Raw genomic sequence first — 18,820 nt, 5'->3', positions numbered from 1 at the left:
AGGCCGCCGGCATGTGGTCTCCTCACGCCCGATGGTACGCGCTTGTGCGTCATTCTTAAGAGACTCGTACCACTCCCTTGTGGTCGGCGGTCCCCCGGAAGGTGAGGGGCATTCGTCCACGTTGGACGCTATGAACGCCAGTGAGCGGGGATCGGTCGGCGGCGTTCCAGATCCTGGTGGCCGTCACGCTGGCGCAGGCCGAGTACCGGCTGGGGCGCTGGGAGGAGGCGGTGGCGCACGCCGAGCTGGGCGCCTCGACGGCCGACGACTTCGGGCAGGCGTGGCCGGCGAGCTTGGCGCACGCGATGGCGGCGCTGATGCCGGCCGCGCGCGGCGAGTGGGAGCGGGCGCGCTGCCGTACCTGGAGCAGTGCGACCTGGAGCTGGCCGCGAGCGGGCGTGCGGTGCTGCGCCCGCAGGACACCGCCCGGCTGGGGCTGACGCCGCAGGAGCACACGGTGGCGGTGCTGATCAGCAGGGGCCTGACCAACCGGCAGGCGGCGCGCAAGCTGGTCCTGAGCGTCAAGACCGTCGAATACCACCTGAGCCACATCTACACCAAGCTCGGCATCACCTCACGTACGGCGCTGATCGGCCGCCTGAGCGACCTTCGCGAATGACCCCGGACAAACCGTCGAAATCGCCCTCGTTATGATCAAGAGCGACCGCAGCGCATCGGGGAGCACGAATGACGGAATCCCGGCCGAAGACCCTGCTCGCGATGGGCGCCGACACCGCCGCCCGGCTCATCACCGGTCCCGTCCGCGACCGGCTGCTCGCCGTCGCCGACATCGACCCCGGCCTGGTCGCCACCGACTTCGCCGACCCCGCCGTGGCCTTCGCGCTGGCCGAGGCCGAGGTGCTGCTCACGAGCTGGTGGTGCCCGCCGATCACGGCCGAGGTGCTGGACGCGGCGCCCAGGCTGCGCGCGATCGTGCACGCCGCCGGGTCCGTCAAGCACCACGTCACCGAGGCGTGCTGGGAGCGCGGACTGCTGGTGTCGTCGGCGGCGGCGGCCAACGCGGAGCCGGTCGCCGAGTACACGCTGGCCGCGATCCTGTTCGCGGGCAAGCGAGTGCTCGACAGCGCCAGGCTCTACCGGGAGCGGCAGGAGCGGCCCGACCTGGACGCGATGTTCCCCGGGTTCGGCAACTACCGGCGCACGGTGGGCGTCGTGGGGGCGTCCAGGATCGGGCGGCGGGTGATCGAGCTGCTGCGGCCGTTCGCGCTGGACGTGCTGGTCGCGGACCCGTACCTGAGCGAGGACCTCGGCGTCGCGCACGTCGGGTTCGACGAGCTGTTCGAGCGCTCCGACGTGGTCACCGTGCACGCGCCCGACCTGCCCGAGACCCGCCACCTCGTCAGCGCGGCCCGCCTGGCGAGCATGCGTGACGGCGCCACACTCATCAACACCGCGAGGGGCGCGCTCGTCGACCAGGACGCGCTCATCGCCGAGCTGACCTCCGGCCGCCTGTACGCCGTGCTCGACGTCACGGACCCCGACCCGCTGCCGCCCGGCTCACCCCTGTACGACCTGCCGAACGTGCTGCTCACCCCGCACGTCGCCGGCTCGCTCGGCGGCGAGCTGGCCCGCATCGCCGACCTGGCCGTGGACGAGGTCGCGAGGTACGCGCGCGGGCTGCCGTTCGCGCACGGCGTGGCGGCCGAGGAGCTCGCGACCAGCGCCTGATGACGGCGGCGGGCCCACGGCCCTAATCTGCTGCGCATGCAGAAACGGGTGATCGACGGCCGCTTCGAGCTGGTGGAGCGCCTCGGCGGCGGCGGCATGGGCCTGGTCTGGCGGGCCTTGGACGTCGCCCTGCACCGCGAGGTCGCGCTCAAAGAGGTACGCCCGCCCGACCCCACGATCGACGAGCAGGACCCGACCCACGCCCGCGAGCTGCGCGCCAGGGTGCTGCGCGAGGCGCGGGCCCTGGCCCAGCTCAACCACCCGCACGTGGTGACCATCCACCACATCGTGGACCCCGGCGAGCAGGGCTACCCGTGGATCGTCATGGAGCTGGTCACCGGCGGCTCGCTCCAGGACCGCATCCAGAGCGGGCCCGTGCACCCGGCGGAGGCGGCGCGGACCGGCCGCGAGGTGCTGTCGGCCTTACGCGCGGCCCACGCGGTCGGCATCCACCACCGCGACGTCAAACCCGCCAACGTGCTGCTGCACGCCGACGGCCGGTCGGTGCTCACCGACTTCGGCATCGCGGCCATGCGCGAGTCCACCAGCCTGACGTCCACGGGCGCGTTCATCGGCTCGCCCGAGTACATGGCCCCCGAGCGCATCAACGGCGTCGAGGGCGACCCCGCCTCCGACCTGTGGTCGCTCGGCATGATGCTGTACGTCGCCGTCGAGGGCCGCCACCCGCTGCGCAGGAACACGGCGCTGGCCACGCTGGCGGCGGTGCTCAACCAGGAGGTGCCGCCGCCCGTACGGGCCGGGGCGCTGACGCCCGTACTGACCGCGCTGCTCGCCCGCGACCCCGCCGCCAGGCCGGACGCCGAGACGCTCGACCGCATGCTCGCCGTGGCGATGGACCCGAACGCCGCGCCTCCGCCCCCGCCGGTGATGCAGGCACCGCCGCCTCCGGGTCCTTCGCACACCGTGCCGCCCGGATACCCGCAGCCCTGGAGCGGCGGGCCGGTGCCGCAGGCCGACACGCTCAACCCCCGGCCCAGGCGTGGCGGCAGGGGAGCGGCCGTGGCCGTGTCGCTCTCGGCCGTCGTCGTGGCCGGCGTGCTGGTGTGGCGGCTGCTGCCGAGCACGCCCGACGAGACCGTGCCCGACCCCGAGCCGAGCCACCTGGCCATGACCGCCACGCCGTCCAGGACGCCGACCATCCCCCGCGTGACCATCCCGAGCCTCACGCCGAGCACCAAGCAGCCGGTACGCGAGAAGCTGCTGACCCCCGACGGCATCCGCGCCATGCTTCGCGTGGTCAAGCCGGCCACCGGCACCAGCAAGGTCGTCGGGATGTCCGTGCACGAGACGCACGCCAGCCTGGACGTGCCGCTCAAGCGCGACAAAAAGGTCTACAACACCTACGACTACCGTGACGGCCAGGTCGACGAGCCCCGCATCGGCGGCCAGGTCAGAACCCCGCTGGCCGACCTCGACACCTTCAACTGGGACCGGCTGCCCGCCCTGTTCAAGCAGGCCGACAAGGACCTCGGCGTGCCCAAGCCGACCTCGCGCTACATCATCGTCGACACGGACTACGCCTTCACCTCGGTCAATCCGGTGCTGCTCGTCTACGTCAGCGACGACTACCACCGCACCGGTTACCTCGTGGCGAGCCCTCAGGGCAAGGTGCTCAAACTGATCCGCAACGAATAGGCGCTCGCGCGGGCCCTCCGCGGCGGCGCCTGACCGGGCGCGGCGGCGCCTGACCGGGCGCGGTGGCGCCTGACCGGGCGTGGTGGTCAGCAGACCTCGCGGTAGTCGGCCTCCGGGATGAGCCGGGCCCACTCCTCCCTGGTCAGCGAACCGCCCGCCCGCTCGCACACCGCCTGCGCCGTCAGCGCGGGATCGACGGGGAACTCGCGTACGGAGCCGTCCAGCGCCACGCCGCGCAGCCGGGTGCCGTCCTGGCTGAACGCCGGGCCCGCCGCCCACGACCCGGCCTGGCCGACCTCGCGCAGCGTCCTGACGTCCCACAGCGACGTACGGCCTGCGTCGATCGCCATCAGGCCACCGTCCGGCGAGAACCGCACCTCGTCCACGGGGCCGCTGCCGCTCCTGATCGTGCCGATGGGGGCCCGCTCGCGCACGCCCCACAGCAGCACCCGGCCGCCCTCCAGCCCGAACGCCAGCCGGTCGCCGTCCGGCGAGAACGCCAGCGCCGTCGCCGCCGCGCCCCCGCTGGCCCTGGCCGCCAGGTCGAGCGGGGTCACCTGGCCGGTGCGCAGGTCGAGCAGGCGGGTGCCCGCGGCCAGCGTCATGCCGTCGGGGCTGAAGGCCAGCGCCAGGTCGCCGACGCCCTCGTACGCCTTGATCCGGCGGCCCGAGCGCACGTCCCACGTCTCCAGGAGGGTGCCGCGCGCCGTCGCCAGCGTGCCGCCGTCGGGGGAGAGCGCCACGGCCGGTACGTCGCCGCCCGCCGCGATCGACGTCACCTGCCGGCCGCTCGCCACCTCCCACACCGTCACCGGGTCGCCCGCCACGGCCAGCAGCCGCCCGGTCGCGTCGAACGCCAGGTCGCCCGCTGCGGCGATGCGGCCCAGCGTCCTGCGGCTCTCGGCGTCGGTCAGCTCGATCGCGTCGCCCACCTCCTTGGCCGCGACCCGCCCGTTGCCCGAGAACGCCGCCACCTGGCCCTCGCCCGCCGGGGCCGGCAGGCCGGAGACGTCGAGCGAGACGACCGAGCCGATGCCGCTCAGGTAACGCAGGGTGTGGCCATCCGGCGAGAACGCCAGCCCTCGGCCCGGGTCCTTGAGCGGGTAGGAGCCGGCCAGGCGACGCTCGGCCACGTTCCAGACGCGCACCTCACCGTCACCGGGCAACGCCAGCAGCCGACCGTCGGGACTGAACACCAGCGGCCCCGCCGCCGTGGCAGGCGTCACCTCCAGCCCGTCCACGACCTCCACCCCCCAGGCCCTCTCCGCCCCGGAACCCGGATCCCCCCTCTTCACCCGCACCCTCTTAGCCCGCACCGCCTGCGCCACCACCCGCGCCACCTCAGCCTTGATCCTGCGGGCAGCGCCGGCGTCACGCCCGGCCTCCGGATCCACCCCCGCACGCCCATCCCGCGCCACCGCCGCCTCGGCATCGCGCGCGACCCTGACGTTGGGGGTGCTGGGGGTATCGGGGATGGCGGGCGCGGCGTCGGCGTCGCTCCCGCTTTCGGCGTTGCGCGGGGCCCTGGCGTTGGGGGTGCTGGGCGTGGTGGCCTCGGCGTCGCTCGCGGTCTTGGCCTCGCGCTCATCCTTGGCGCCGTGCGTCGCCTCGGCGTCGCGGGCGGAGTCGGTGTTGCGGGCGGCGTCCGTGTCGCGGGCGGCGTCCTGATTCGGCGCGCCCGCGCGGCCGTCCCGCGCTTCCTTGCCGCCGGGATCCGCCGTGGCGGTGCCCTTGGAGGCGGGGGTCTTGGTGGGGGTCGGGCCGGCCGTGGCTCGGGGGTCCGGTGTGCGGGACGGGGACGGGGACGGGGACGCGGCCTGCGGACGACCGGAAGTGCCTGCGCGCGTCCCCGAGGCGGCGGGCTTGGGGGGCGTGGCCTCGGCGCGCGACGGGAGGGCCGACGCGCGGGGCTGCGGCGCGAAGCCGAACGTCTCGGCCTGCCGGGAAGGACCCGAGCCGGGCGTGGCCGGCGCCCCGGCCGGGCCAGGCGACGCAGGGGCGGCAGCCGTGCCGGGGGACGCAGGGGCGGCGGCCGGGCCTGGCGACGCAGGGGCGGCGGCCACGCCGGGGGAGGGTGGTGAGCCGGTCGGGCCGGGGGACGGCGGGATTGCGGCGGTGAAGGGTTGGGCGGGGGTGGTGGGGGTGGAGGGGAGGGCGAGGAGGCCGGGGCCGGGGGAGGGGGGTGTGGTGGGGGCGGGGAGGTCCGGGTGGTGGGTGGCGAGGGTTTCCGGGGCGCCGGTGCGCCGGGCGCCGGCGCCCACCAGCGTGACGCCGTCGCGGCCCGCGACCGCGAGCGTGGCGCCGTCCGGGCTGAAGGCGAGGGCGGGGGCGGCGGCCACGGAGCCGGTGAGGGGCTCGACCTTCACCACCCCGGTACGCACCCGCCGCGGCGCCAGCTCCCACAGCTCGACCCGCCCGTCCAGCCCGGACAGCGCGGCCCTGGTGCCGTCGGGCGACAACGCCACCTTGCGGTCGATCACGTCGAACAGCACCCGCGTCCCCCGGTAGACCCGCGTGCGGTTGCCCCGGCTGATCGTGAAGACCCCGTCGGCGGGCGCCTGCCCGGTCGCCACCTCGACGGGCCCCGAGGCGCCCTCGGCGAACCGCCCGTCGCCGCTCAGCCCGATGCTCCCCGGCGGCAGCGGGTACGACGCCACCTCCCGCCCGCCGGTCACGTCGTACACGGTCACGGCCGCGGCGTCCCACCGGACCAGCTCGTCACCGCGCAGCAGGTAGTGGGCCCGCCCGTCGGCCCCGGGGTCGGTGAAGACGCCCAGCTCGGGCTGTACGAGCGAGGACTGCAGGGCGGCCCGCGCCTCGAAGACCGGCGACATCCGCCAGGCGGCCACGCTGAGCCGCATCGCGGCCCGCGGGTCGGTGGTGCGCAGCGCCTCGGCCCGCGCGGCGACGGCTCGCGCGCCGGCGTCGAGGAGGCGTCCGCGCAGGTCGTTCTGCCCCTGGACGGTCACCACGGTCATGGTGACCGCGACCGCGACCACGGCGGCGACGGCCGACAGGGCGGGCACGAGGAGCTTCCTGCGCTGCTTGGCGAGGGCCACGCTGTCGCTGATGAAGTCGCGTTCGAGCTGGTTGAGCCGGACGTGCCGGCGCTTGGCCGCGGCCCAGCCGAGCGCGGTGGCGAGCTCGTCGCCGCGCAGCAGGTGGCCGCGCCCGCGCCGGTGCTCCGACCACTGCCGGGCGGACCGGCGCAGGTGCCGGTGCACGGCCATGCCGTCGCGCTCGTCGGCGACCCAGCCGCGCAGCCGGGGCCAGGCGCGGTAGAGGGCGGCGCTGGCGGGGGCGACTTTGTCGTCGCTGACGGCGACGAGCTTGCCGATGGAGGTCTCGGCGGACGGTACGCGGATGCTGCGCCGTACGAGCAGGCCGGCCGCCATGAGCGGGGCGAGCACGTCGCCCTCGTCGTGCGGCCGGTCACCGTCGAGCAGCCGCAGCAGCAGCCCGGGCACCTCCTCCTGCTGGCGGGGCGTGAGCGACAGGTACGCCTGCTCGGCCGCCTCCCCGAGCGACGGCGTGCGCACGTACGCGTCGGGCGGGCGCAGCTCGCTCGCGCTCTCGATGAGCAGCTCGGCCGCGGCGGGCCGGTCGGCGGGGCTCTTGGCCAGCGCCCGCTCGACGAGCCCGGCCAGCGGCTCGGGCAGGCAGCTCAGGTCGGGGTCGACGGTCAGCAGCCGGTGCATGACGGCGCCGGGGCTGTCGCCGCCGAACGGGTCGTCGCCGGTGGCCGCGAACAGCACGACGGCGCCCCACGCGAAGACGTCGGCGGCGGCCCCGGCCTCCTGCCCGGTCAGCACCTCGGGCGCCTGGTACGGGCACGCGCCATCGGCCGTACGCGCGCCGGCCAGCCCCAGCTCGATGACCCGGGGACCGTCGTCGGCCAGCAGCACGCACTCGGGGTTGAGCCCGGAGTGGGTCAGCCCGGCCGCGTGCAGTGACCGCAGCGCCGTCGCCAAAGCCGCGGCCAGCGCGACCAGCTCGTCACCTGAGTAGGGGCCGCCGTGCAGCCCCACGGCCTGGCGCAGGTCGGGCCCGCCGACGTATTCGCTGACGACGTAGGGGACGCCGGCGTCGGCCCCGACGGCCACCACCCGCGCGAGATGGCGGCAGGTCACCTGCTCGTAGCGCTGACCGACCTCGCCCAGGGGGACGGTGACGGCGTAGCGGCGACCTTCGTCGTCGTAGGCGTCGTAGACGACACCGCGCCCGCCCGCGCCGAGCCTGGCGGCCAACCAGTAGCCGCCAAGCCTCTCGGGGTCACCGGGCACCAAGCGCATCGTCACTGATGCTTAGATGCACGACACCGCCCATTGGTTGCCTCGAAGACGCCACAGGTCCCCCGCGCGCCTCGGGGGACCCATGCGTCATGATCATTATGCCAGGGTTCCCGTTCGCGCCTGCCACTCGGGCCGCAGGACGGCCATCACCACGACGTCGTGCCATTCGCCCTCCCACAGCAGCGCGTCCCGCTCGACGCCCTCGGCGACGAACCCGGCCTTCTCGTAGACGTGCCTGGCCCGCTCGTTGAAGGCGTAGACCTCCAGCCGCACCCGGTGCAGCGGCGTGGTGCGGAAGACGTGGCCGAGCACCAGCTCGATGGCCTCGCTGCCGTAGCCCCTGCCGAAGGCGCGCGCGCCGACCAGCGCGATGCGCAGGTTGCAGGACAGGTTGTCGGTGTCGAGCTGGTTGATCACCACCTCGCCGACGAACGCGCCGTCCGCCGTGATCGCGAGGTCGAGCCGGTCGGAGTGGCCGGCGCGGGTGGCGTACCAGGTGCGCAGGCTCTCCAGGTCGGCGCGGGCGTGCGAGCCGGTGAGCCGGCGCACCTCCGGGTCGGACACCAGCTCGAACAGGCCCTCGGCGTGCTCGGGCCCGACGGGGCACAGCGTCACGCGCTCGCCACTCAGCGTGGGTTTCTCAGCGAACATCCTCGTTGGCTATCAGCCGCGATCATCGCCGGGCAAGCCCATTTTGCTCAGTACGGCGTCGCGCACCTGCTCGGGGGCCATCACGCCGACGTCGCAGACCAGGTCGGCCACCTCACGGAAGTACCGCTCGCGGCGGGCCCGCATGGCGGCGGGGTCGTAGTCGGGGCGGTGGTCGCTGGTGTGCATGCGTTCGCGCAGCACCGCGTCGTCGGCGTCCACCCAGACCACGAACGCCCGGCGCAGCGCCGCCCGCACCTCGGGGACCTCCAGCGTGCTGGCCGCCGCCGCGATCACCTTGGGCGGCCCGGCCAGCTCGTCCAGCACGTGCTGGGCCTCGTATCTGTGCAAGGCCTCCTTGCCCTCGCGGGCCGCGATCGGCGCGGAGGTGGCGCCGTGCTCGTCAAGGAGGTACTGGTCGCTGTCGGACAGCGGGAGCCCGAGCGCCTCAGCGATCAGCCGCCCCGAGGTCGACTTGCCCGAGCCCATGAGCCCGATCATCACGACGTGTTTGTTTTTCGACATGTGGATAGAGGTTCCTTCGTGTCAAGGAGGTAAATCTGATGACCATCGCCGGAAGCATCATCCTCATCATGCTCGGTGCGATCCTCACCTGGGCCGTCGAGTTCGACCTCGCCGGCCTCGACATCAACGTAGTGGGCGTCGTGCTCATGCTCGGTGGCCTGGTCGGGCTCGGGTTCGGTCTCTACCGGATCAGGGTCGCGCGGCGGGCGGTCGGGCCGATCGACGAGCCGGTGCACCGCCACGAGATCTACGAGGAGCCCCAGGCCCGTCGTACCACCGTGTACGAGGACCGCCGCCACTACGACGAACCGCCCCTCTGACCTCACCGCTGTAGGAGGTGAAGCGACATGCCAGGTGTCGAAGAGCTGCCGTCGACCGTCAAGCGTTCTCCCAAGAAGGCGCAGAACACGTGGATCAAGGCGCACGACTCGGCCGTCAAGGAGTACGGCGAGGGGCGCCGCGCCCACATGACGGCGTTCGCCGCACTCAAGCACTCCTTCGAGAAGGTCGGCGACCACTGGGAGCCGAAGGACAAGAAGGGCCCTTCCGACAAGGGCGCGACCGACCGCTCCGGGCGTACGGCCGAGGGCGTGGACGCCAACGCCAGCAAGGAGCACCTGCAGAGCCTGGCCGCCAAGCTGGGCGTGCGCGGCCGGTCGAAGATGACCAAGCAGGAGCTCGTCACGGCCATCAAGAAGGCCAACAGGAAGGCCACGGCGAAGTCCCGCTGAGCGTCCCCCGTACGAGCATCCCGCCCCCGGGCCGGGCCCGTCAGACGAGAGGCCCGACGAGAGGGCCGACGAGGAGCGGCGGTCACCCACCGCCGCGAACCGCCGGCCCTTTCGCATGCCCCCACCCATCCCGTCCAGCCGCGTGCCGGGGCAGCGAGCGGGGCGGGTGGTGACACCCGCCCCAGACCCACCGCAGGGAAGCCTCCCGCACCCGCACGGCCGGCTCACAGCAGGCGCTTGACGGCGTCGGCGATGGCTTGGCGGTCGATGCCGGCGTCGGCGAGCTGCTCCTGCGGGGTCGCCGAGCCGGGCAGGCCGGTGACGGCCAGCTTGATGACGCGCGGTCCCAGCTCGCTCACCGCGTCCGTGACGGCGTCGCCGAGACCGCCCTCGATCCGGTGGTCCTCGACCGTGATGAGGTTCCCCGTGGTGGTGGCCGCCTCGATGAGGGCGGCGGTGTCCACGGGCTTGATGGAGTACAGGTCGATGACGCCGACCGGGACGCCGGCCTCGCGCAGGTCGTCGGCCGCCGCGAGCGCCTCGTGCACGGTCACCCCGGCCGCCACGATCGTGGCCCGGTCGCCGGGTGAGTGCCGCAGCACGCGCGAGCCGCCCACGGGGAAGCGCTCGCCCGGCGGGTAGATCACCGGCGTGGCGCCGCGCGTCGTGCGCAGGTAGGACACGCCGTCCAGGTCGGCCATCTCGGCCAGCAGGGCCGCCGTCTGGTTGGCGTCGCAGGGGTAGAGCACGGTGCTGCCGTGCACGGTGCGCAGCATGGCGAGGTCCTCCAGGCCCATCTGGGACGGGCCGTCCTCGCCGATCGCCACGCCGGCGTGCGAGCCGACGAGCCGGATGGACGACCCGCTCACCCCGGCCATCCTGATGAAGTCGTGCGCCCTGGTCAGGAACGCCGCGAAGGTGGCCGCGTACGGCTTCCACCCGCGCACCTGCAGCCCGACGGCGGCGGCGACGAGCTGCTGTTCGGCGATGTACATCTCGAAGAAGCGCTCGGGGAACGCCTCGGCGAACGTCTCGGTCTTGGTGGAGTCGGCGACCTCGCCGTCCAGCGCCACCACGTCGCCCCTGGCCGCGCCGAGCGCCGCCAGCGCCTCCCCGTACGCGGCCCGCGTCGCGACCTGCTCGCCCACCGGCCACGCGGGCGGCTCCGGCTCGCCCGCGTCGAAGCGGAACGGCGCCGCCGCCGCGTCCGGCGCGTGCACCTCGACGCGCACGTCCCGCACGCCGCCCAGCTCCGCCACGGCCTTGTCCGGGTCCTTCAGAGCCTTGCCGTGGGCGCCCTCGCGGTTCTCGACCTCCAGCACGCCCTCGCCCTTGCGGGTCTTGGCGAGGATCACGGTCGGCCGGCGCCGGGTGTTGGAGGCGTCGGTGAACGCGAAGTCGATCTGCCCGGGGTCGTGGCCGTCGATCTCGATCGTGTGCCAGCCGAACGCGCCGAACCTGCGGGCGTACGCGCCGGTGTCCCAGCCGTGCCGGGTGGGCCCGCGCTGGCCGAGGCGGTTGACGTCCACGATGACGGTGAGGTTGGCGAGGCCCTCGCTGCCCGCGTGCTCGGCGGCCTCCCAGATGGAGCCCTCGGCCAGCTCGCTGTCGCCGCACAGGACCCACACCCGGTACGGCAGGCGTTCCAGCCGCGCGGCCATCGCCACGCCGACGCCGACGGGCAGGCCCTGGCCGAGCGAGCCGGTGGCGACGTCCACCCAGGGCAGGCGCGGGGTCGGGTGCCCCTCCAGGCGGCTGTCCCGCTTGCGGAACGTCAGCAGCTCCTCGTCGGTGATCGCGCCGGCGGCCTTGTAGAGGGAGTAGAGCAGGGGAGAGGCGTGTCCCTTGGAGAAGATCAGGTGGTCGTTGGCCGGGTTGTCCGGCCGGTCGAAGTCGTAGCGCAGGTGACAGGCGAACAGCACGGCCATCAGGTCGGCGGCCGACATCGACGAGGTGGGGTGGCCGGAGCCGGCCGCGGCGGCGGCGCGTACGGAGTCGACGCGCAGTTGCGCCGCGAGCCCGGCCAGATACTGAAGATCGCGCTCAGGCACGATGGAGCCTCCTCGTAGACGGTGTTTTCGCCCCGCCTACCCGGGCGGGAGCGCTTAAGTCGGCTCCCGCCCCGAGCGCTCTAGAGCCGTCCCGCCCGGCGCAGCGCCGCGTACGCGGCCGCGGCGGCGCCACCGCCGGCCAGCGCGAGGAGCACGGGCCCGCGGCGCTGGGCGAGCCAGAGCTGGGGGCTGCGCTTGTGCGAGCGGCGGTCGAACGTGCCGTGCGCGCCGTAGTCGGTGTCCTCGTCGGCGGGCTCCCACAGGTTGGACACGCCGCTGGGCGCCTCCTCCTCGGTCTGCTGCGACTCGACGCCGGTCCGTGCGAGGTAGCGGTCCACCAGGGCGGGGGCGACCTTCTGCGCGAGGAGGGTGGCGACCGTGCTGGTGCCGACCCAGTACTCCTTGCGTTCGGGGTGCTCGGCCGCGTACACGATGGCCCGCGCGGCCACCTCGGGCTGGTAGATCGGGGGTACGGGCTGGGGGTGCTTGCGCAGCTTGGACAGCACCCACTGGAACTGCGGCGTATTGAGCGCGGGCAGCTGCACCAGAGTGATCTTGACGTCGCTGCCGTCGGCCATCAGCTCGGTGCGCACCGACTCGGTGAAGCCCTTGATGGCGTGCTTCGCGCCGCAGTAGGCCGACTGCAGGGGGATGCCGCGGTGCGCCAGGGCCGAGCCGGCCTGGACGATCGCGCCGGCGTTGCGGGGGCGCATCAGGTCGAGCGCCACCTTGGTGCCCCAGACGTAGCCGAGGTACGTCACGGCGGTGGTGCGTTCGAACTCCTCCGGGGAGATGTCGGCGAATTTCGCGAAAACGGAGGAGAAAGCGGTGTTGATCCAGACGTTGATCGGGCCGAGCTCCTTCTCGATCCGCTCGGCCGCCTGCCGTACCTGCTCGTAGTCCGCCACGTCGGCCTCGTAGACCTGGGCCGTGCCGCCCTCGGTGCCGACGTCCACGGCCGCCGCGCCCAGCCCGGTGGTGCCGCGGGCGATCAGGGCCACCTTGGCTCCCTGAGCGCCCAGCTCGCGGACGACCGCCCGCCCCACACCGCCGCTCGCGCCCGTCACCACGACAACCCGCCCTCGAAGTGGTGCCATGTCAGGATCAGCCCGCCTCTCCGTCGTGTCCTGCACGTTGCTTCTGCCGGCGTACGGCCAGCAGAAGGTCGATCACCGCGACCACCGCCAGCACCACCGCGATGGCGGCCAGCACCCACGCCCGCGTCATGATCCCGAGCACCGTGAACGCGAAGAGGAACACCAGCATGAAGGACACCACTCTGATGTGCACCACGTCGCGGGGGGTGGCGGGCACCATGGCATGACCTCTGCTGTCCCGTTCCTCGTGCCACTCTCCGTTGTCAGACATGCGGCTCACCTGCCCGTGCTGTTTGTCGCCTAACGTCGGGGGTAGCCGCATCGCGTGCCCGAGACAGCTCCCCGCACGCAGCCACCCGACGCCGAAACCCTGGCGGCGGCGTTCTCCGGCGGGCCTGACGTCGAGCTGCGCCCGAGCGACCAGAACGAGCCGGGCTTCACCCGGCGCAGGTGCGGCCGCGGGTTCCGCTATCTCGACTGCGACGGGCGGCCGGTGCGCGACCCCGAGGTGCTCGCCCGCATCAAGACGCTGGCCATCCCGCCGGCCTGGCAGGACGTGTGGATCTGCGCCTCGCCCGACGGGCACCTGCAGGCCGTGGGCACTGACGCGGCGGGGCGGCGGCAGTACCGCTACCACGACGTGTGGCGCGAGCAGCAGGACCGGGCGAAGTTCGACCGGGTGCTGGAGGTGGCCGAGCGGCTGCCGGCGTTCAGGAAGATCGTGGACGAGCAGCTCCAGGGGCGCGGGCTGACCCGGCAACGGGTGCTGGCCGCCGCCGCCCGGCTGCTCGACATCGGCTTCTTCCGCATCGGCGGCGAGAGCTACGACACCTACGGCCTGGCCACGCTGAGGATGGAGCACGTCACCATCTCGCGCGGCATCGTCGTCTGCGCCTACCAGGCCAAGGGCGACATCCTGCGCGAGGTCGAGGTGGCCGACCCCGGCGCGTGCAAGGTGCTGCGCTCGCTGAAGGCGCTGCGGGTGGAGGGCGAGCTGCTGCGCTACCGGCGCGCGGACGGCTGGGGCGACATCAAGAGCGAGGACATCAACGAGTACCTGCGCGAGACCATCGGGTACGAGGTCACCGCCAAGGACTTCCGCACCTGGCACGCCACCGTGCTGGCGGCGGTGGGGCTGGCGGTGTCGCGGCCGGCCGGGCGCGAGGGGGTCACGCGCAAGAAGCGGGCCGTCACGCGGGTGATGCGCGAGGTGTCCGAGTACCTGGGCAACACGCCCACCGTGGCCAGGGCGTCGTACGTGGACCCGCGGGTGATCGAGGCGTACGAGCAGGACAGGACGATCGGCGCGGCCCTGACCGAGCTGGGCGCGGACGCCGACTTCGGCCAGCTCGCCACGGCAGGCCCGGTGGAACGGGCAGTTATCGACCTAATTCGTACTGTTTGAGCGATTGACGCTCGGGCATGCGGCGACAGAGAAGGAGGACGAGCGATGGAAGCTCCGCAGTACGTCGCGGCCCGTGTCCAGCAGGCGCTGGCCGAGGACGGTCGTACGACCGAGCTGGGAATCCGCGTCGACATCCGAGGCGACCAGCTCTTCCTGCGCGGTCAGGTGAGCGGGTGCGAGCAGCGCGACCGGCTCGGGCAGGTGGCCCACGAGGTCGCGCCCGACCTGCACCTGCACAACGAGATCAACGTCGTCGAGGCCGGCGAGCCAGGGGAGGATGAGCGTCTTGACTGACCTGCGCATAGCCGCGGTGGGTGACATCCACCTGGGCGAGGACGTCAGAGGCCAGTACAGGAAGCGGCTGCACGACATCGAGGACCGCGCCGACGTGTTCATGCTCGCGGGCGACCTGACCAGGCACGGCACCCTGGAGGAAGGGCGGATCGTGGCCGACGAGCTGCGCGACCTGCCCATCCCGACGGTCGCGGTGCTCGGCAACCACGACTACCACTCCGACCTGGAGCGCGAGATCGCCGACGAGCTGCGCGACGCGGGCGTCATCGTGCTCGACGACGACGGCGTGGTGCTGCAGTGCGGCGAGACGAAGCTGGGCGTCGTCGGCGGCAAGGGGTTCGGCGGCGGGTTCGCGGGCAAGTGCGCCAGCGAGTTCGGCGAGCGCGAGATCAAGAACTTCGTCTCCCACACCCGCCACATCGCCGAGTCGTGGAAGATGGCGCTCAAGGAGATGACCGCCGACTACCGCGTCGTGCTCTCCCACTACTCGCCGATCAAGGAGACGCTGGAGGGCGAGCCGCCGGAGATCTACCCGTTCCTCGGCAGCTACCTGCTGGCCGAGGCGGTCGACACGGCCGGCGCCGACCTCGTCCTGCACGGCCACGCGCACAAGGGCAGCGAGAAGGGCATGACGCCGGGCGGCATCCGGGTGCGCAACGTGGCGCTGCCGGTGCTCGGCCGGGCCTACTGTGTCTACTGCATCAGTTGCGAGGACGTGCACGCATAGCGCGACGCGCACGCATAGCGCGAGAAAAAACGCTCCCCGTCGGCGGGGAGCGTTTTTCTTTTCATGGGCGGCGGACAGGGAACCGGAGAAACGGTTCCCCTAGACATTGAAGATGCTGACCCCGCCGGGCCCGACCAGGAATCCGAGGACGATGAGCACGATCCCCCAGAGGATGTCGCGCCGAGCCAGGAGCACGTAGATCCCGGCGATGACGAGAATGACGGCGATGATCCAGAGCAATGTAGCCATGGGTCTGCTACTGCCCTGGCCGAGCCCTCATTAACATTTTTCTCACTCCGGGCGGACGCAGGGGAAAATATGGGTCACTCGGCGGTCTTCATCAGTTTCGCGTACGCGAACTGCAGCCAGTCCGAGATGGCGACGGCGGTCATGGTCGCGCCCACCAGCCGGGTCGCCCGGGGCGCCAGCACGAGGCCGGCCGCGTAGCCGGTGGCCACCCACTGCGCGAGGCAGAACGGGCAGGCCAGCAGCTCGCCGATCGCACCGCGCGGCTTCTCCTGCACCTCCGAGGGGCCGCCCTGGCCCTCGTACTGGGTGAACGGGGCCCGCAGCGGGCTCGTGACGGGGTCCTTCGCCAGCCGCCTGGACACCTTGTGCGTGCAGGCCGCCATGAGCAGGATGTCGAGCACCCCGACCTGCTCGGGCACCCGCCGCCCCGCGAGCGCCACCGCGGCCGCGGCCACGCCGACCGTCCCGCCGTACGCGCCGAGCAGCCCGGCGTAGCGCGCAAGCGGCCGATCGTGCCCGTTCGCGTAGGTCCGTTCGGTCTTTTCCAGGATGTCGGTCATAGCGAATCGGGCTACCCTGACGGCCTCATTTCCAACGCCTAGTTGACGATCGTTTGGGTAGCCGATCGGCATGAGCAGCCACGGCCACGCGGTCACCGACGCGATCCTCGACACGCTCAAGCGAGCCAGCACGGGGCTGAAGGACGCCGGAGTGAAGTTCGCGCTGGCCGGCGGCTGTGCCGCCTACGCGCGCGGCGCCGCCCCCTCGCTCCACGACGTGGACTTCGTGCTCACCGAGCACGACGTGCCCGCCGCGCTGGAGGCGCTGCGCGGCATCGGCTTCCAGACCGCCAAGCCGCCGGAGGACTGGCTCGTCAAGGCGTACGACGAGGGGCGGCTGGTGGACCTGATCTTCCGGGTCTCCGACATGGCGATCACCGACGAGCTGCTCGACCGGGCCGAGCCGCTGAAGGCGTCGGCGGTGATCGTCCCCGTGCTGCAGGCCACCGACCTGGTGATCTCGTGGCTGCTGCCGCTGTCGGAGCACGCCTGCGACTACGGCGCGCTGCTGGCGCAGGTGCGCGCGCTGCGCGAGCAGGTGGACTGGCCGCGGGTGGCCGCCGTCACGGCGACCTCGCCGTACGCGACCACGTTCATCACCCTGCTGGAACGCCTGGGCGTGCTCGACGGGCCCGTGGTGCCGTCGGGCGACCCCACCTGGCCCTAGCGATCAGCCCCTGCGGGTCGCGGCCGTCACCCGCTTGAGGATGCGGTCCCACTCGGTGCCGAACGGGTTGTCCTGCACGAGGTAGGTCCACGTCGCCGTCGGCCGCTTCAGATCGGGCTCGGGCGCCTCGAACGAGGCCAGCGAGCGCTTCTCCACCTCGGCCATCAGCGCTTTGTACTCGGCCACCGCCTCGCGGTGGAACTCGTCGATCGGGCTCATCCGGCCCAGCGCCCGCAGGTGGATGCCCTCACGCAGGTCGGTCAGGAACGCCAGGTGCTCGGTCCAGCACTGGTCGATGGCGTGCAGCACGATCTGCCGCGCCGTCTCGTCGCGGGTGTCCTCGGGCAGCTCGGCCCACCGCTCGGAGTCGGCCTCGGCCAGCGCCTTGGCGGCGGCGTCGCCGTGGAGCACCTTGTCGCGCCACTCCAGGATCAGCTCGCGCTGGTGCTCCAGCAGCCGTGTGAAGCGCCACGTGTTGCGGTGGATCTCCAGGTTGACGCCCTCGGCGACGCGCTGCGCGTGACCCACGAGGTACGCCCCGCGACGGTGCCTGACGATGCCGTCGGGGTCGGCGGCCGGCGGCCGCTCGTCGGGCACGAACTGGGTGATCAGGTCGTCCTTCATGCTGACGAAGAACACCGAGCCGCCGGGGTCGCCCTGCCGCCCGGCCCGCCCGCGCAACTGGTCGTCCAGCCGGCTGCTGGCGTGGCGGCCGGAGCCGATGACGTAGAGGCCGCCCAGCTCCGCGACGCCGTCGCCGAGCCTGATGTCGGTGCCGCGCCCGGCCATCTGGGTGGAGACGGTGATCGCGCCGCGCTCGCCCGCCCGCGCGATGATCGCCGCCTCCTCCGCGTCGTTCTTGGCGTTGAGCACGACCGGCTCCAGGCCGCGCCGCTGCAGCAGCTTGGCGAGGTTCTCCGACTCGGCGACGTCGAGCGTGCCGATGAGGATCGGCCGGCCGGTCTCGTGGACCGCCTGGATCTCCTCGACCAGCGCCGCGTCCTTGTCGGGCACCGTCGGGTAGATGCGGTCGGGCTCGTCGACGCGTACGCACGGCCGGTTGGACGGGATGACCGCGACCTTCAGCCCGTAGAACTCGCCGAGCTGCTCGCTGACCGCCACCGCCGTGCCCGTCATGCCGCAGATGTGTGGGTAGCGCCGGATCAGCCCCTGGACGGTGATCGAGTCGAGGATCTCGCCCTTCTCGCTCGGCGGCAGCGCCTCCTTGGCCTCGACCGCCGCCTGCAGCCCGTCGGGCCAGCGCTGCAGCAGCGCCACCCGGCCGCGCGAGGGGTTGATGAGCTGCACCTTGCCGTCGCGCACGATGTAGTCGACGTCGCGGGTCAGCAGCGCGTGGGCGTGCAGCGCCAGGTTGAGCTCGATGAGCGTGCCGGGCTCGTGCTCGTCGTAGAGGTCGACGCCGAGGATGTTCTCGACGCTGTCGGCGCCCTTGGGCGTCAGATAGACGTTGCGGGCCTGCTCGTCGATCTCGTAGTGGTAGCCGCGGACGAGCTGCCTGACCAGCGCCGCCATCTCCGGCACCGCGTTGCCCACCTCGGAGGCCCCGGCCATCACCAGCGGCACCCTGGCCTCGTCGACCAGCACGGAGTCGGCCTCGTCGATCAGCGCCACCTCGGGCGCGGGCACGATCAGCTCGCCCGCGTCGGTGCGCAGCCGGTCGCGCAGCACGTCGAAGCCGATCTCGCTGACCGGCCCGTACGTGACGTCCTTCGCGTACGCCTCGCGCCGCTCCTCGAACGAGGAGTTCTGGTCGATCCAGCCCACGCTCACGCCCAGCGCCTCGTAGAACGGCCGCATCCACTCGGCGTCGCGCCGGGCGAGGTAGTCGTTGACGGAGATCACGTGGACGCGCTTGCCCTGCAACGCGTAACCCGCCGCGGCCATCGCGCCCGACAGCGTCTTGCCCTCACCGGTGGCCATCTCGGCCACCTTGCCGTCGAGCAACGCCAGCGTGCCGAGCAGCTGCACGTCATAAGGGCGCAGGCCGAGCGTGCGGTCGGCGGCCTCGCGGGCCACCGCGCAGAACTCCGCGAGGTCGCTCATGAGGTCGCTCTTGTCGGGCGCCGGCAGCTCGTCGAGACCGCGCACCCGGTCGGCCCGCGACTCGGCCGCCTTGACGATCTTCTGGTAGGGCGCGAGGGGGACGCCTCCCGGTCGGTCCAGGAGGTTCCTCAGTATTCCCTTGAACGAGGCCACAGTTCCTCCAAC

The 18,820-nt window shown here is 72.8% G+C and carries 19 protein-coding genes; 10 read left to right on the top strand and 9 right to left on the bottom strand.

Annotated elements, in window-relative coordinates; translation table 11 throughout:
- Positions 1 to 140 precede the first annotated feature (140 nt).
- The 4 genes from AB0K18_RS13155 (at position 141) to AB0K18_RS13140 (ending at position 3,345) form a co-directional block, all read left to right on the top strand.
- Positions 141 to 440: a hypothetical protein gene (locus AB0K18_RS13155; RefSeq protein ID WP_364914101.1), complete on the top strand. Its 300-nt coding sequence runs from the start codon at positions 141 to 143 to the stop codon at positions 438 to 440.
- Positions 404 to 619, top strand: coding sequence for a helix-turn-helix transcriptional regulator (locus tag AB0K18_RS13150; protein ID WP_364914099.1), 216 nt, complete (start codon positions 404 to 406; stop codon positions 617 to 619). The genes AB0K18_RS13155 and AB0K18_RS13150 overlap by 37 nt, the downstream gene beginning before the upstream one ends.
- 68 nt (positions 620 to 687) lie before the next feature.
- On the top strand, positions 688 to 1,689 hold the full coding sequence (locus AB0K18_RS13145; protein ID WP_364914097.1) for a hydroxyacid dehydrogenase: 1,002 nt from the start codon (positions 688 to 690) through the stop codon (positions 1,687 to 1,689).
- Positions 1,690 to 1,725: 36 nt separating this feature from the next.
- The gene (locus tag AB0K18_RS13140) at positions 1,726 to 3,345 is read left to right on the top strand and encodes a serine/threonine-protein kinase (RefSeq protein WP_364914095.1); all 1,620 of its coding nucleotides are present in this window, start codon (positions 1,726 to 1,728) and stop codon (positions 3,343 to 3,345) included.
- Between the two features lie 86 nt (positions 3,346 to 3,431).
- Here AB0K18_RS13140 and AB0K18_RS13135 read toward each other — a convergent pair whose 3' ends face one another.
- The 3 genes from AB0K18_RS13135 to AB0K18_RS13125 form a co-directional block, all read right to left on the bottom strand.
- Positions 3,432 to 7,637, bottom strand: coding sequence for a protein kinase (locus tag AB0K18_RS13135; protein WP_364914366.1), 4,206 nt, complete (start codon positions 7,635 to 7,637; stop codon positions 3,432 to 3,434).
- A 96-nt stretch (positions 7,638 to 7,733) separates the two neighbouring features.
- Positions 7,734 to 8,288 (bottom strand): GNAT family protein, encoded by a 555-nt coding sequence (locus AB0K18_RS13130; RefSeq protein WP_364914093.1) that lies wholly within the window; start codon positions 8,286 to 8,288, stop codon positions 7,734 to 7,736.
- Between the two features lie 12 nt (positions 8,289 to 8,300).
- Entirely contained in the window at positions 8,301 to 8,810 is a 510-nt protein-coding gene (locus tag AB0K18_RS13125; protein WP_364914091.1) for a shikimate kinase, read from the bottom strand.
- 38 nt (positions 8,811 to 8,848) lie between these two features.
- Here AB0K18_RS13125 and AB0K18_RS13120 point away from each other — a divergent pair, with 38 nt between their 5' ends.
- Both AB0K18_RS13120 and AB0K18_RS13115 read left to right on the top strand, forming a co-directional pair.
- Positions 8,849 to 9,130 carry a hypothetical protein gene (locus AB0K18_RS13120; protein ID WP_345388977.1) on the top strand — a complete coding sequence of 94 codons (282 nt, stop codon included), beginning with the start codon at positions 8,849 to 8,851 and terminating at the stop codon, positions 9,128 to 9,130.
- 27 nt (positions 9,131 to 9,157) lie between these two features.
- Entirely contained in the window at positions 9,158 to 9,541 is a 384-nt protein-coding gene (locus AB0K18_RS13115; RefSeq protein ID WP_364561863.1) for a ChaB family protein, read from the top strand.
- 224 nt (positions 9,542 to 9,765) lie between these two features.
- Here AB0K18_RS13115 and AB0K18_RS13110 read toward each other — a convergent pair whose 3' ends face one another.
- The 3 genes from AB0K18_RS13110 to AB0K18_RS13100 form a co-directional block, all read right to left on the bottom strand.
- Entirely contained in the window at positions 9,766 to 11,592 is a 1,827-nt protein-coding gene (locus tag AB0K18_RS13110; protein ID WP_364914089.1) for a transketolase, read from the bottom strand.
- Positions 11,593 to 11,672: 80 nt separating this feature from the next.
- Positions 11,673 to 12,689 carry an SDR family oxidoreductase gene (locus AB0K18_RS13105; RefSeq protein WP_364914088.1) on the bottom strand — a complete coding sequence of 339 codons (1,017 nt, stop codon included), beginning with the start codon at positions 12,687 to 12,689 and terminating at the stop codon, positions 11,673 to 11,675.
- A 7-nt stretch (positions 12,690 to 12,696) separates the two neighbouring features.
- Entirely contained in the window at positions 12,697 to 12,960 is a 264-nt protein-coding gene (locus AB0K18_RS13100; RefSeq protein ID WP_355418826.1) for a hypothetical protein, read from the bottom strand.
- Positions 12,961 to 13,014: 54 nt separating this feature from the next.
- Between AB0K18_RS13100 and AB0K18_RS13095 the strand changes: the two genes are divergently transcribed.
- From AB0K18_RS13095 to AB0K18_RS13085, 3 genes are read left to right on the top strand one after another with little or no spacing between them, the layout of a single operon-like run.
- Positions 13,015 to 14,094: a DNA topoisomerase IB gene (locus AB0K18_RS13095; protein ID WP_364914086.1), complete on the top strand. Its 1,080-nt coding sequence runs from the start codon at positions 13,015 to 13,017 to the stop codon at positions 14,092 to 14,094.
- A 45-nt stretch (positions 14,095 to 14,139) separates the two neighbouring features.
- Positions 14,140 to 14,388: a BON domain-containing protein gene (locus AB0K18_RS13090; protein ID WP_355418822.1), complete on the top strand. Its 249-nt coding sequence runs from the start codon at positions 14,140 to 14,142 to the stop codon at positions 14,386 to 14,388.
- Complete coding sequence (locus AB0K18_RS13085) at positions 14,372 to 15,115, top strand: metallophosphoesterase (protein ID WP_364914084.1); 744 nt, start codon at positions 14,372 to 14,374, stop codon at positions 15,113 to 15,115. The genes AB0K18_RS13090 and AB0K18_RS13085 overlap by 17 nt, the downstream gene beginning before the upstream one ends.
- Positions 15,116 to 15,214: 99 nt before the next feature.
- On the opposite strand, the gene AB0K18_RS13080 is transcribed toward AB0K18_RS13085, so the two are convergent.
- Both AB0K18_RS13080 and AB0K18_RS13075 read right to left on the bottom strand, forming a co-directional pair.
- Positions 15,215 to 15,364 carry a GPGG-motif small membrane protein gene (locus tag AB0K18_RS13080; RefSeq protein WP_345388959.1) on the bottom strand — a complete coding sequence of 50 codons (150 nt, stop codon included), beginning with the start codon at positions 15,362 to 15,364 and terminating at the stop codon, positions 15,215 to 15,217.
- A 74-nt stretch (positions 15,365 to 15,438) separates the two neighbouring features.
- Positions 15,439 to 15,924: a DUF1360 domain-containing protein gene (locus tag AB0K18_RS13075; RefSeq protein WP_364914082.1), complete on the bottom strand. Its 486-nt coding sequence runs from the start codon at positions 15,922 to 15,924 to the stop codon at positions 15,439 to 15,441.
- Positions 15,925 to 15,994: 70 nt separating this feature from the next.
- Here AB0K18_RS13075 and AB0K18_RS13070 point away from each other — a divergent pair, with 70 nt between their 5' ends.
- Positions 15,995 to 16,591: a nucleotidyltransferase gene (locus AB0K18_RS13070; protein ID WP_345388955.1), complete on the top strand. Its 597-nt coding sequence runs from the start codon at positions 15,995 to 15,997 to the stop codon at positions 16,589 to 16,591.
- Positions 16,592 to 16,594: 3 nt separating this feature from the next.
- On the opposite strand, the gene secA2 is transcribed toward AB0K18_RS13070, so the two are convergent.
- Positions 16,595 to 18,808 (bottom strand): accessory Sec system translocase SecA2, encoded by a 2,214-nt coding sequence (gene secA2 / locus AB0K18_RS13065; protein ID WP_364914080.1) that lies wholly within the window; start codon positions 18,806 to 18,808, stop codon positions 16,595 to 16,597.
- Between the last annotated feature and the right edge of the window lie 12 nt (positions 18,809 to 18,820).

The sequence above is a fragment of the Nonomuraea sp. NPDC049421 genome (assembly GCF_040677005.1).
Taxonomy (GTDB): domain Bacteria; phylum Actinomycetota; class Actinomycetes; order Streptosporangiales; family Streptosporangiaceae; genus Nonomuraea; species Nonomuraea salmonea.
This window is presented reverse-complemented; position numbering and strand designations above follow the sequence as displayed.